Consider the following 12894-nt stretch of genomic DNA (forward strand, 5'->3'; position numbering starts at 1 on the left):
TTAAGTTCAAAAGTGCGAAAAGGCCTCCGAGTGATCGGGGGCTTTTTTGTATGTTGGAAAAGCAGGGTTCCGCCGCCCGAAATAACCTTCCGATCTCGTTTTTTGTTATTTTCGATGCGATATCTTGACAGTATGGATTTTGACATAGAATGGCTCTTGGGCCCGGATTACCTTGTTCCGGAAAATTTTCTGGCTTTGTTTTCCTTGTTGCTGCTTGGGATTTTTGTCCGGTATATCCTGTTGGCCTGGCTTTACCACAACCTGGTTTACAAAAAACTGGGAGATATGATGCCCTACCGAAGGCTCCATCAGCAAATCAAATTGAAGCAGGTCAGGACGGAAATTTGGTATTCCTTTTTGGGCGCGATCATTTTCGCTGTTTCGGGTACGTTGATGATCATTTTTTGGCAGCGAGGTTGGACCAAATTGTACACCGAACTGACGCTCCTGGATTTCATTTGGGTACCGCTAAGTTTTTTCATAGCTATGTTTGTCCACGAAACCTATTACTATTGGCTACATCGCTGGATGCACAAGCCGAAGGTGCTGCGCCATTTTCACCATATCCACCACAACAGCCTCTACACGAGTTCATTTACTTCGTTTTCGTTTCACCCGATTGAAGCCTTTCTCCAAGCAATCTTCCTACCGATTCTGGTTCTCTTGATGCCGATGCACATTTTTGTGCTGCTGGCACTGCTAGTGACCATGTCCATCACCGCCGTGATCAACCATGCGGGTGTCGAAGTCTACCCGGCCTCCGCATTCAATTCATCCTGGGCTAGATGGATGGTCGGGGCAACGCACCATGACATGCACCACTTGAAATACCGCTGCAACTATGGTCTTTATTTTACTTTTTGGGACGTCTGGATGAATACCGAAGACAAGGGTTTTGAGCAACGCTTTAAAGAACACAGCCAAAAAACCTGACACATCCCTGTAGGGGATAGGACAATTTCAATTCCCAAATTTTAAATCTGAAACGCTCTAACCCAGCCTGGACCAATCCAATCCTTGCAGCAATCCCAAAGCCTTTTCCAATAGCTCATCGTCTTTGGCAAAGCAAAACCTGAGGAGTTTGTGGTCCTGCTTGTCATGGTAAAAAACCGAAACCGGTATACAGGCGACACCCACTTCTTGGCACATTTTCACCGAAAGTGCATAATCCGAAGCCTGGCTTAAATGCCCGTAGGACACGAGTTGGAAGAAACTTCCCTGCGCAGGGGTAAATTCAAAAGCTGTCTTTTTTAATCCCCCACAAAACAAATCCCGCTTCTGTTGGTAAAAATCAGAAAGACTTTCGTAGCGGCTGGGTTCCATCAAAAACTCCGCAAGGGCATATTGCAGCGGCGTGGCGGTACTGAATGTCACGAATTGGTGGATTTTACGGAAGGCTTCAGTCAGTACAGGAGGCGCGATACAATACCCGATTTTCCAGCCTGTCACATGGAAAGTCTTCCCAAATGATCCACAGGTAAATGTCCTTTCCCGCAGCAAAGGGTGACTCATCAGGGGCAAATGGGGCCTCCCATCAAAAGTGATATACTCGTATACCTCATCGCTGACGACATAGATATCCCGGTCCTGGATCAGGGAAGCAAGATTGTCAAGGTCTTCTTTTGTCCAAACATAGCCACAGGGATTGTGGGGCGTATTGACCATAATCAGACGTGTCTTCTCCGTAATCGCGGCAGACACACGATCCCAATCCACAGAAAAATCCGGCAAGCTCAACGGCACATAGACCGGAATACCCCCACTCAACTCCACCGCCGGGGCATAGCTATCGTAGGATGGCTCCAGCAAAATCACCTCATCCCCTGGGCACACCACTGCCGTCACCGCAGAAAAAATCGCCTCTGTAGCACCGGATACGACCGTCACTTCCTTTTCCGGGTCGATCGAAAGTCCAAATGAGATGAGCGTCTTTTCTGCAATCCTTTGTTTCAAAATCGGCACCCCACTCATGGGCGCATACTGATTATAGCCATCCCGCATGTATTGGTTGACGAGGTCCATCAAAAACGGATAGCAATTGAAACTCGGAAAGCCTTGGGACAGGTTGATGGCACCGTGGTCCGAAGCCATCTTGGACATTACAGTGAAAATGGTCGTGCCAACCTGCGGCAACTTGGAGGGTAACATGGTTTACTTTATGGTTTTCCTATCAAACAAATACACGATGTAACCTAGCAAGATTATTCCCAAACCCAAAAGACTTTCCTTCGGGCGGTCATACAACATAAATGCCATTACCCAAAGACTGAACAGGATGTAAATCACCTGTGGCCAAGGCTTCCAAGGACTCCGGAATCCCGAATGTTTGGGAAGGCGAAGTGAAGCTGCGATGGTGAGTGTGCCCATAAGTTGCAATACAAACCCTGCGTACAAGAGCACTGTTTCGAACGAACCGGAAAACATCAGGGCCAAAGCGATCGCCGTATTGAACCAAATTGCGCGTACGGGGATTCCCTTTTGGTTGGTTTTGGCAAGCGGTCTCCAAAGACGGAAATCCTTCGCCATGGCATTGGTAATCCTCGGCCCAACCCAGGTGTAGCCGCTGATGGTAGCCACCAACTGGATGCCAATAAACAAGCTGACCCAAAACACGCCCATACTGCCAAACAGATTCCCAAATGATATCGTCGCTACCTGCACCTGCCCGGAAAGCTGCGCTATGGATGCATGTTTGAGAAAGACCAACTGCAACAAGAGGTACAGCACCATGACCAAAACGGTCCCTGAAATGAGCGCCTTAGGCAGGTTTTTGCTCGGTTGCTCGATTTCCTCCACGATGTAAGCCGCCGAATTCCAGCCCGTATAGGCGTAGAAAACATATACAAGCGAAACGGCAAAGCCGGGCTGAAGTATTTCTTTTTGCCAATTGGAGGAAAAATCCAAACCAACATCGGGTACCGCCGAAGCAAGCAGCATCCCCAATCCGATCAAAGCAAACACAAAGGCCATTTTGATTCCAGTGAGTACATTTTGAACGGTGCCCGATTGTCTGACCGAAAAGGAGTGAAAAGTACCCATCAGCAAAATGGCCGCAATTCCCATTACCAAGCTGCTGTCCTCCCCTATCAGCGGCGACCAATATTGGATCATCGCCATCGCTGCAATTGCGATAGGCGCAGAAAATCCCACTGTCAACGAAATCCAGGCGTACAAGTAGCCTAAGGATTGGTGAAGTGTTTTTGACAGAAAGACGTAATCCCCACCGGACTGCTTGAAATGGGTTCCCAACTCCGCATACACAAATGCGCCCACCAATGCCAATACCCCACCTATCAACCACAGCAAAAGTATACTCCAAGTATTCTGGCTATCTAAAACCTGAAAGCCCAGACTGGTAAAGACGCCCGTGCCGACCATGTTGGCGATCACCAAACTGGCGGCTGTCTTCCATCCGATTTTGTTGATTTGTCCCATTTCGAATAATCAGGGAGAAAAATAGCTTGATTTTTCGTATCGCAACTCGGGATCGTCAAAAATTGCCTCCGTATAACAGAGGAAAAAAGCAAAATGGCACATCTGTGGTTCGAAGATTTAACCACAGATGACACAGATGAACGCAGATAATGGGCTGGAAGAAAGTTGTTCCGATGGACTGAATTGAGAAAATTATTCATCAGAATCCAATCTGTGAAAATCCGCGTCATCTGTGGTTCAGAGATTTATTCACAGAAAACATTGAGTCCGCACATAAACCCCTCTTCTGTGCCCAACAACCATTTTTCAAGCATTTTTGACTAGATTTGCAGCACTTTCGAAAAAGAAAGAAACCCAAATACCGCACTTTATGAGAAATATCAAGTTGGTCGAGGTACGCTCGGAAATTGCTGCAGGTACCCGCGGCGCAAGTCTTGGAATCGATGCGTTGAAAATAGCAAGCTTGGACAAAACCTCTGATTTTTTTACACGCTTCGACCCGATCAATGTTCCTGACGCCAACAATTTCCTGTGGAAAGGCAACAAGCACCCACACGCCAAATACATTGACGGCGTCTACCAAGTGCTCAAAAACGTCTACAGCACGATCGAATCCCTCCGACTCGAAAAGATTTTCCCAATCGTTTTGGCTGGGGACCATTCGACCGCAGCGGGAACCATCATGGGCATCAAGGCTGCGGACCCGGATAAGCGATTGGGTGTTATTTGGATTGATGCCCATGCAGATTTGCATACGCCATACACAACTCCCTCGGGAAATATGCATGGAATGCCACTCGCGATGTGCATCCAAACCGACAACAAGGATTGCCAAGTGAACAATCCGATTCCAGAAACCATCAACTATTGGGAGAAAATCAAGAAAATTGGCGGTGTCTCCCCAAAGATACTTGCAGAAGATATCGTCTTTATCTCCGTCCGGGATACCGAAACCCCAGAGGATCATCTTATCAGGAAACATGGAATCAAGAATTTCACGACAGATGAAGTAAGGTCCTTGGGGATTTCCAAAGTGGCTGAGAAAGCACTTGAGATACTCGGCAAATGCGACCAACTCTACATCTCATTCGATGTGGACAGCTTGGATTCTTCAATCTCAGTCGGAACAGGAACCCCGGTCCCGAATGGTTTGACAGTCAAGGAAGCCTTGGAATTGAATGCCGAATTGATCAAAGACAAGCGGGTTTGCTGTTGGGAAATCGTCGAAGTGAACCCGACATTGGATACCGAAAACACCATGGCAGAAAATGCCTTCGATATTCTCGAAGCGACCACCACTTCACTCGTAGAGCATTTCTAATCCGGCAAAATATGAGTTAATTGACGGGAAATACGATGATTTTCTCGTCTCCTTATCGAAAAGGATAATGGACTTGCCGTCCGAAATTATTTTCTTTGCGTCACACTTGGGAGCCGAGGGCTCAAACCGAATCCATGAACTTACAAGAAAAAATAATTGCCCAAATCCAAGAGGCATTCCTCCAACTTTTCGGGCATCAAACAGCGGCAGGCGAAATTGACTTGCAACCAACCCGCAAGGAATTTGAGGGAACGTTCACATTCGTGGTTTTCCCTTTTCTCAAAATCACCAAGCTCAATCCCGAAGCATCTGCCAACAAAATTGGAGAATTTCTACAAAGCCACTGCCCCGAAGTGAAGGGCTTCAACGTAGTCAAAGGATTCCTCAACATCTCCGTCAACGAACAGTCTTGGTTGGGTATCTTCTCCAACCTCTATCAAAATCAAGCCGTCGGCCAACTTCCAGCAAATGGGCAAAAAGTCATGGTCGAATACAGCAGCCCCAATACCAACAAACCTTTGCACTTGGGCCACCTGCGCAACAATTTTCTTGGCTACGCCGTGGCCGAAATCCTCAAAGCAAACGGGTACGAGGTCATCAAAGCCAACCTCGTCAATGACCGTGGCATTCACATCTGCAAGTCCATGGTCGCCTACAAGCACCTCGCAAACGGAGAGACTCCCGAATCGAGCGGACTAAAAGGTGACCATTTGGCCGGTAAGTACTATGTGCTTTTCGATAAGGAATACAAAAAGCAGATCGGGGAGCTCATGGACCAGGGCCAATCCGAAGAAGAAGCCAAGAAAAATGCCCCTTGGATGCTGGAGGCACAGGAAATGCTGCGCCTTTGGGAAGCTGGCGATGCAGATGTAGTGGGCTTATGGAAAACCATGAACACTTGGGTGTACGCGGGTTTCGATGCGACCTACAAAAAAATGGGAGTCGATTTTGATAAATTCTACTACGAATCAGACACTTATCTTTTGGGCAAAAACATCGTCGACGAAGGACTGACAAAAGGGGTTTTCTTCAAAAAACCAAATGGCTCCGTTTGGGTGGATTTATCTGCCGAGGGATTGGACGAAAAACTGGTGCTACGTGCAGACGGTACCTCGGTGTATATCACCCAAGATATGGGTACCTGCGACTTGAAATACCATGATTTCAACATCGACAAATCCGTCTATGTCGTCGGCAACGAGCAGGATTACCATTTTGACGTGCTGTTCAAAATCATGCGAAAGCTAGGCAGACCCTACGGAAATGGTCTTTATCACCTTTCCTATGGGATGGTGGACTTGCCCACAGGCAAGATGAAATCCAGGGAAGGTACCGTCGTGGATGCAGACGACTTGATGGAGGAAATGATCCAAACTGCGGAATCACATACCAAAGAATTGGGGAAAATCGAAGGATTTTCTCCGGAGCAAGCCCGAGAACTGTATCAGATCCTGGGTATGGGCGCATTGAAATATTTTCTATTGAAAGTTGATCCAAAAAAGCGCATGCTTTTCAATCCGCAGGAATCCATCGAGTTCCAAGGAAATACCGGTCCATTTATCCAGTATTCGCATGCACGGATTGCGTCAATACTGCGAAAGGCAGACCAAATAGGAGTCGATTACAGCCTGAGTGGCTTTGCTGGATTGGAGCAGTTGGAGCCCAACGAGCGCGACCTGATTGTGGTACTCAGTGATTTTGAGAAAAAACTGGTCCAAGCCGGGGAGGAATATTCACCCTCCGTATTGGCTCAATATCTCTTTGAACTGGCAAAGGAATACAATAGATTCTATGCCGAGCTACCCATTTTCAACGAGTCAAACCCGAAAATCCAGTCTTTGCGAATTGCGCTCTCCGCCATGACAGCCAAAACAATCCGCAAAGGCATGCAGTTACTAGGTATAAAGGTCCCAGACAGAATGTAATTATGAAAAAAATGATCCTCATGTTGGCCGTGATAGGCATAGCCTGCACCGCCAGTATCCAAAAACAAAATCCTGAAACTATCACGACATTGGAACAATTGATTATGGAAAAATCCATCTACGATTTCAAAATGAAGGATATCAACGGCCAAGAAGTTGATTTCTCTCAGTTCAAAGGCAAGAAGCTCCTTTTGGTAAACGTCGCATCAAAATGTGGCTACACCCCACAGTACGAGGATCTGCAAAAACTGCACGAACAATACGGGGAAAAAGTGACCGTAATCGGCTTTCCAGCCAACAACTTTGGAGGACAGGAGCCCGGTACCAATGAGGAGATCAAGGAATTCTGCTCCACAAAATTTGGAGTAACCTTTAAAATGATGGACAAGGTATCCGTAAAAGGCGCAGACAAAGCCCCTTTGTACAGATGGCTTTCTGACAAAGACATGAACGGCTGGAACGATAAAGAGCCTTCTTGGAACTTCTGCAAATACTTCATCAACGAAAAAGGTGAACTGGTGAAATTTTTCCCATCTTCAGTGAAGCCAATGGATAAGGACATCCTTGCATTGATCGAAGCTTAATAAGTCCCATTTACAATAAAAGACCTGTTTTCTAACCAAAAACAGGTCTTTTTGATGTTTTTTAGTATCATTGGAAAATGGAAGTAACGCTGACCAACAAAAAACAAGCCTGGCTCCACGCCATCAGATTGAGAACCTTGCCACTAGCCCTTTCAAGCATTTTGATGGGATCTTTTTTGGCGGTCTTGGCTGGCAGCTTCCGTTGGGAGGTAATGACGTTGGCAGCATTGACCACCATTTTTCTCCAGATATTATCGAATCTTTCCAATGATTATGGCGACTCGGTACACGGTGCAGACTCAGCACACAGGGAGGGTCCCGTTCGCGCAGTCCAATCTGGGCTGATCGCATTGCCGGAAATGAAGCGGGCGATGGTCTTGTTGGTAATTTTATCGCTCCTTTCCGGTCTGACGCTTTTGTACATCTCATTTGATAACCTGAGGTTGTTTTTGACCTTTCTTGGCTTGGGTGTAGCGGCGATCGTGGCGGCAATCACCTATACCTCGGGGAAAAAACCTTACGGTTACGCAGGATTAGGAGATATATCGGTGTTCCTGTTTTTTGGACTTTTGGGCGTGTGCGGTACCTACTTTCTACATACGCTAAGTTTAGAACCGCTTGTCCTCCTGCCCGCTGCTTCGTTAGGCATGTTCAGTACCGCTGTCCTCAACATCAACAACATCCGCGACATTGCATCGGATACCAAAGCCGGAAAGAAATCCATCCCCGTCCGGATCGGCCGGAAAAATGCCGTCATCTACAATTGGGCGCTGATAATTCTAGGCAATGCCTTGCTGCTGGTTTTTGTTTTTTCCAAACAAGAATGGGGATGTCTGTTGGCATTGGTCCTTTTACCCTTAATGGTGAATGTGGGACGTTCGGTCTCCTCAAAAACCAATCCGAGAGATCTCGATCCCTTCCTTAAAAAAATGGCCATTTCTACCCTTCTTTGGGTATTGGCTTTTGGTGCGGGCGTATTATTTTTTTAGAAACACCGCCCAAGAATACGCTTGGACTTGGGTATTTTTTGTATTTTCCAGCATCACAAACACCCATTCAAAATGAAGACTATTCTCGTACCCTACGATTTTTCGAAAGAGGCGCAATATGCGCTGGATTTTGCCATCGGGATGGCAAAGAAAACTCAAAACAAACTCGAACTATTCCACGTGATCGAACTTCCGGTTCCACAGACTTTCAGCAGTTTTGGTGAAGCAGGTGCATTCAGTAGTGAAACCTCCCAGATTTTCATGATCGAGCTGGTCGAAAAAAGGAAGAAACAAATGGCTGAATTTGAAGCCGAATACAAAGACCAAGGCTTTGTGTTCCAAACAAAGATGGTCTTTGGGAACCCATTTGCGGGTATTTCGAAAGAGATTGCAGACACCAGAGCAGATATCGTGGTGATGGGAAGCAAGGGCTCAAGCGGTTTGGAAGAAGTTCTGATAGGCAGCAATACCGAAAAAGTAGTGCGTCATGCAACCTGTCCCGTATTGACCATCAAAGGACCAGTAAAGGCGGGAGACATTAAGAAAGTAGTCTTTGCTAGTGACTTTACCGACGTGCCGGGTGAAGTAATCGAGCGCCTAAAAGCCGCTATCGATGCCATCGGGGCCGAACTGCACTTGGTGAAGGTAATCACGCCAAGCATGTTTGAAACCAGCAGGGCCTCCATCAAAAAAATCAAGGATTTTATAGAGGATTTTGAAATTGACGCCGCATCCTACCAAGTATATAACAGCACCTCTGAAGAAGACGGCATCCTTGAATACGCCGACGATATGGGAGGTGACCTGATTGCGATGGCAACCCATGGAAGGACTGGGTTCCTTCACCTGCTGAGTGGCAGTATTGCAGAAGACGTAGTCAATGCGGCCCACAAGCCCGTATGGACAATGAAAATCAAAAAGTAGAATGACCAAAAACAAAGGAAACGATTGGAAACGACGGGAAGGAGTAGTCTATTCTACCAACCAAGACTTCGCGTTCCAATTGGAAGGAAATGAGGAGCAGGAAACACTCCCTCCACAGCAGCAGCAATTGAAAGTGATGCTGGACAAAAAATCCCGGGGCGGAAAGCAAGTCACCTTGATCGAGGGCTTTGTGGGTGCTGACGACGACCTACAGATTTTGGGCAAAATGCTCAAAACAAAATGTGGCGTCGGCGGTAGTGCCAAAGACGGTGAAATCCTCATCCAAGGGGATCACCGTGACAAAGTACTTCAAATCCTGCTGCAGGCGGGCTACAAGGCCAAAAAAAGCGGTGGCTGATTTGATTTCCAACACCAAACTGATTCAAGACACCAAGCCTCCCAAAGCGCTTGGTGTTTTTTAATTCATAAACCCATGCTCAACTGGCTCAAATATATCCTGGAACTCTTGCTCCTGATTCCACTTTTTCCCTTTCTGGTGTACAAAGGGAAGGAGCTCAGAAAGCGCATCAAGAAAATGCCCCCGAGAAGTGAGTTCCTCCACTTACCGAGCGAAAAATCAGCGACAAAAAACCTGCTCATTATTGGGGAATCGACAGCAGCAGGCGTGGGCGCTAGCGCAAAAGAAACGACTTTGGCAGCAAAAACGGCCTCATTTCTCTATGGCAAATTTCACGTGTACAAGCTCGGGAAAAACGGCCTTACGGCTTCCAGATTACCTAGGCTGCTTGCCCACGGGAAACCTGATAATCCAAACCATTTTGAAGTCGCAGTCTTGATGATTGGAGCCAATGACTGTTTCAAGTTTTACCCACCTTGGAAATTCCGGCTGGAAATTGAAAAAATGTGCAAACTTCTGACCAACAAAAAACAGGTGAAGCACATCATTCTTCCCATGATCCCTCCTGTCCAGCAATTCCCCGCGATCCCTAAGATCATGCGTTTTTTCCTCGGCTGGCATCGTCGGATATTGATACATGAAATGCGGAAATTGGCAGGTGCACATCCCGAAATAGACCTCATCGAATTGAATGGAAATTACGCTGCCGAGTTCTTTGCGGAAGATGGCATACATCCTTCAGATTTTGGCTATGAGAAGATGGCAACCGAAATCGCCCGAAGGATCCACGTGCATGCATAAGAAAGGCAGCTCCCTACAAAGCCGCCCCAAACACGAAAAAACGACCACATAAAAACGGTCTTGCGGACTCGCACTGATAGATGATTGTATTGTTTGGAAACATCTGCGAATGCAACGAACTGACTAGACAATTGAAGAAGTGAAAAAACCGAAAAAATTATGAGGCAGTACCTGGCCAAGATTGCGCTTGTCGTAAAGGACTACGATGAAGCCATTGATTTTTACACCCGTAAGCTGAAATTCACCTTGCTTGAAGATACGCCGATGTCGGAAACCAAGCGCTGGGTGAGGATTTGCCCGCCGGGATCGGGTGGGGAGAATTGTGAAATTTTGCTTGCCAAAGCTGTCGGACCTGAACAAAACCAAGCGATCGGCAACCAAACTGGTGGACGGGTTTTCCTTTTCCTCCACACCGACGATTTTGAGCGGGACTACCAAAACCTGATTGACCATGGCGTGCATATCGTCCGCCCCAAATCGGAGGAAGCATATGGGAAAGTGGCCGTTTTTGCGGATTTGTATGGAAATCTCTGGGACTTGATCCAGCCCCTTTCATGAAATCCCGAAGCATTTTCTTGGCGAAAGGAATTAGCTTTTTGGGCCACCCGCTCATTTTGGGTACGGCATATGTGGCTTGGATGAGCTTTTTGAATTTACCGAGAAGCCAAGCTTGGTGTATAACACTTGCGGTTGTCCTCACGCTGACCTTGCCCATCACGGTCCATAATTGGCGAAAGTTGAAATCGGGCGCCTATGCCAATTTCGACGTATCAGACCAAAACCAACGGAAAGGATTCTATCCCGTTGCAATCGGGCTTTTTTTGGCATTGATACTTGTCCTTTGGCTGATGGATGTCCCCAAGGAAGTCATCTACCATACCCTTTTGGTGCTTGGCATGGTAGGTTTGATGGCGCTTGTAAACAGAAAAATCAAAGCTTCACTGCATGCCGCTATCGCGCTTTTTATCACTGTGAATTGCTTCACCCTCGGAATATTTCCTGGAATCGGCATCACCTTTTTTAGCTTGGCCATTGCCTGGTCTCGGTGGAGACTTGGCCGGCATTCCCTGCATGAAATCGCTATCGGATCGGTATTTGGTACGGTGTTTGGATTGCTAGCGGTCGGGATATGATAGGTCAACAGACCAGACGACACCTTTTACCGCTTTTCCACAATCAGCACCCAGTCATTTCCCTTTCCAGACGATGGCGGCGCGACTGAATTTTTCCCTTTTACCAACTGCGGACCAGTATAAGGAAAGCTTACACCTGTACGCGGGTCAAACCAAGCCGCCTTTAGCTTGCGGCCCTTCAGGGATGAAAAATCCAATTCGGTAGTATCACCCATCGGAAAATACACCATCGCATAAGCACCCTTAGCCTCTCTGGTCGCTATCACAAAATGTTCGTCATCTTCCTGCGGACTTGCTACTATATCCCAATCTGGAATACGTGAAAAATAGGCTCTTGAAAGCATTAGGTTCTTTAAATGCTTCACTTGATTGGCCATCGGAAGATCGAGAGAAACCTGCCAGGGCCGCAGCGGCCCATTTATCGGTTGCCTATCCAGAGTAAACATCTGCCAAACCGCATGACAACCATAGCTTTGACCTGCGGCGCCGGCAAAAACGTTCCAGTACATAATCCTGCGGATATCATCCGCCACGGAGTATCCAAGCTCCTTGGCATTGAAACAGTTGGGATGCTCCTCGTACAGCGGCTCTCCGTCGATGGTAGGCTTGGCCGGGTTCAGCTTATAGTCGTGCTGGATCTTTCGGTAGGTAGGCTGATTGGGACAATGTCCGGTTTGGTGCATGTTAAAATCCAGCCAATCCTGCTTGTGAAACCAGTTGGACGAACCTCCCGGGGACGTCGGCTGTGGATGGAAGGTCCGTAGGATTGGGTTTCGTTTATTGGCAGACGCCTCTATTCCCTTTGCCATTTCTGTCCAGACTTGTTCATCCTTCGATCCTTTGCGTGGATTACGATCACCACCAATCACCCAAATCAGGTTTTTCTTTTCTGCATACCTTGCCCCAATCCATTTGCCGTATTCATACGCATTTTTCTCATTGAATATCTCCGGTCCAACTCCCCAATTATCCTTAAAAAGCTTGTCGCCCCAAGTCGGCAACAATGCGACATGGATCCCTTTTGCAGCCGCCATGTCTATCACTTCGTCGACGTAGCGCCAATACTTCTCGTTCATGCGCATCCGGTCAAAGTTTTCAAAAGGGACTTCACCATAGGAATTTGGACCATTTACCCCATCCAACTCGGCCAGGGCAACTGCATGAACCACATTGAATCCCTGCTCTGCACGCATGCTGAGGTACATATCAGCCTCTTCCCGAGTGGTCCGATGGAAGAGTTCCCAAGCCGTATCGGCCATCCAAAAAAAAGGAGTGTCATCCGCTTGGGCCAAAAAACGCTTGTTGTCTGAAATCTTGATGGGACCGTTGACCTGTCCTGAAGCAAAGGGCACTACCGCCCAAAGGCAAAGAATGATGAGAAGCTTTTTCATGAGGCTAAATATATAAAAAAAGGCGGCCGATTG

Annotated in this window: 13 protein-coding genes; 10 read left to right on the forward strand and 3 right to left on the reverse strand. The window is 47.2% G+C overall.

Translation table 11 applies throughout. From position 1 onward, the window contains the following. Positions 1-132: 132 nt before the first annotated feature. Complete coding sequence (locus tag C943_RS05990; RefSeq protein WP_008625366.1) at positions 133-933, forward strand: sterol desaturase family protein; 801 nt, start codon at positions 133-135, stop codon at positions 931-933. Positions 934-990: 57 nt separating this feature from the next. Here the strand turns inward: C943_RS05990 and C943_RS05995 are convergent, their stop codons facing one another. Continuing rightward, on the reverse strand, positions 991-2148 hold the full coding sequence (locus tag C943_RS05995) for a methionine aminotransferase (RefSeq protein ID WP_008625367.1): 1158 nt from the start codon (positions 2146-2148) through the stop codon (positions 991-993). Between the two features lie 3 nt (positions 2149-2151). Next, a complete protein-coding gene (locus C943_RS06000; protein ID WP_008625377.1) occupies positions 2152-3435 on the reverse strand; it encodes an APC family permease in 1284 nt (427 codons plus the stop codon). 370 nt (positions 3436-3805) lie between these two features. On the opposite strand from C943_RS06000, the gene rocF reads away from it, so the two are divergent. The 9 genes from rocF to C943_RS06045 all read left to right on the forward strand — a co-directional run bounded on the left by rocF (position 3806) and on the right by C943_RS06045 (position 11470). Continuing rightward, positions 3806-4756: an arginase gene (gene rocF / locus C943_RS06005; RefSeq protein ID WP_008625379.1), complete on the forward strand. Its 951-nt coding sequence runs from the start codon at positions 3806-3808 to the stop codon at positions 4754-4756. A gap of 134 nt (positions 4757-4890) precedes the next feature. Continuing rightward, positions 4891-6681, forward strand: coding sequence for an arginine--tRNA ligase (gene argS, locus C943_RS06010; RefSeq protein ID WP_008625380.1), 1791 nt, complete (start codon positions 4891-4893; stop codon positions 6679-6681). A gap of 2 nt (positions 6682-6683) precedes the next feature. After that, a complete protein-coding gene (locus tag C943_RS06015; RefSeq protein ID WP_008625381.1) occupies positions 6684-7265 on the forward strand; it encodes a glutathione peroxidase in 582 nt (193 codons plus the stop codon). 77 nt (positions 7266-7342) lie between these two features. Next, on the forward strand, positions 7343-8254 hold the full coding sequence (locus C943_RS06020) for a 1,4-dihydroxy-2-naphthoate polyprenyltransferase (protein WP_040479269.1): 912 nt from the start codon (positions 7343-7345) through the stop codon (positions 8252-8254). Positions 8255-8326: 72 nt separating this feature from the next. Continuing rightward, the gene (locus tag C943_RS06025; protein ID WP_008625385.1) at positions 8327-9178 is read left to right on the forward strand and encodes a universal stress protein; all 852 of its coding nucleotides are present in this window, start codon (positions 8327-8329) and stop codon (positions 9176-9178) included. A gap of 1 nt (position 9179) precedes the next feature. Further along, positions 9180-9536: a translation initiation factor gene (locus tag C943_RS06030; RefSeq protein WP_008625386.1), complete on the forward strand. Its 357-nt coding sequence runs from the start codon at positions 9180-9182 to the stop codon at positions 9534-9536. 75 nt (positions 9537-9611) lie between these two features. Further along, on the forward strand, positions 9612-10337 hold the full coding sequence (locus tag C943_RS06035; RefSeq protein ID WP_008625387.1) for an SGNH/GDSL hydrolase family protein: 726 nt from the start codon (positions 9612-9614) through the stop codon (positions 10335-10337). A 159-nt stretch (positions 10338-10496) separates the two neighbouring features. Beyond that, a complete protein-coding gene (locus tag C943_RS06040) occupies positions 10497-10895 on the forward strand; it encodes a VOC family protein (protein WP_008625388.1) in 399 nt (132 codons plus the stop codon). Further along, entirely contained in the window at positions 10892-11470 is a 579-nt protein-coding gene (locus tag C943_RS06045) for a hypothetical protein (protein WP_008625390.1), read from the forward strand. The genes C943_RS06040 and C943_RS06045 overlap by 4 nt, the downstream gene beginning before the upstream one ends. Before the next feature lie 26 nt (positions 11471-11496). Here the strand turns inward: C943_RS06045 and C943_RS06050 are convergent, their stop codons facing one another. Further along, positions 11497-12861 carry a glycoside hydrolase family 140 protein gene (locus C943_RS06050; RefSeq protein ID WP_040479391.1) on the reverse strand — a complete coding sequence of 455 codons (1365 nt, stop codon included), beginning with the start codon at positions 12859-12861 and terminating at the stop codon, positions 11497-11499. Between the last annotated feature and the right edge of the window lie 33 nt (positions 12862-12894).

Origin of the sequence: Mariniradius saccharolyticus AK6 (assembly GCF_000330725.2) — a bacterium.
GTDB lineage: Bacteria > Bacteroidota > Bacteroidia > Cytophagales > Cyclobacteriaceae > Mariniradius > Mariniradius saccharolyticus.

Excerpts from the sequence above, each read along its gene's own strand:
- C943_RS05990 (WP_008625366.1), top strand. The coding sequence starts at position 133 with ATGGATTTTGACATAGAATGGCTCTTGGGCCCGGATTACCTTGTTCCG.
- C943_RS05995 (WP_008625367.1), bottom strand. The coding sequence starts at position 2,148 with ATGTTACCCTCCAAGTTGCCGCAGGTTGGCACGACCATTTTCACTGTA.
- C943_RS06000 (WP_008625377.1), bottom strand. The coding sequence starts at position 3,435 with ATGGGACAAATCAACAAAATCGGATGGAAGACAGCCGCCAGTTTGGTG.
- rocF (WP_008625379.1), top strand. The coding sequence starts at position 3,806 with ATGAGAAATATCAAGTTGGTCGAGGTACGCTCGGAAATTGCTGCAGGT.
- argS (WP_008625380.1), top strand. The coding sequence starts at position 4,891 with ATGAACTTACAAGAAAAAATAATTGCCCAAATCCAAGAGGCATTCCTC.
- C943_RS06015 (WP_008625381.1), top strand. The coding sequence starts at position 6,684 with ATGAAAAAAATGATCCTCATGTTGGCCGTGATAGGCATAGCCTGCACC.
- C943_RS06020 (WP_040479269.1), top strand. The coding sequence starts at position 7,343 with ATGGAAGTAACGCTGACCAACAAAAAACAAGCCTGGCTCCACGCCATC.
- C943_RS06025 (WP_008625385.1), top strand. The coding sequence starts at position 8,327 with ATGAAGACTATTCTCGTACCCTACGATTTTTCGAAAGAGGCGCAATAT.
- C943_RS06030 (WP_008625386.1), top strand. The coding sequence starts at position 9,180 with ATGACCAAAAACAAAGGAAACGATTGGAAACGACGGGAAGGAGTAGTC.
- C943_RS06035 (WP_008625387.1), top strand. The coding sequence starts at position 9,612 with ATGCTCAACTGGCTCAAATATATCCTGGAACTCTTGCTCCTGATTCCA.
- C943_RS06040 (WP_008625388.1), top strand. The coding sequence starts at position 10,497 with ATGAGGCAGTACCTGGCCAAGATTGCGCTTGTCGTAAAGGACTACGAT.
- C943_RS06045 (WP_008625390.1), top strand. The coding sequence starts at position 10,892 with ATGAAATCCCGAAGCATTTTCTTGGCGAAAGGAATTAGCTTTTTGGGC.
- C943_RS06050 (WP_040479391.1), bottom strand. The coding sequence starts at position 12,861 with ATGAAAAAGCTTCTCATCATTCTTTGCCTTTGGGCGGTAGTGCCCTTT.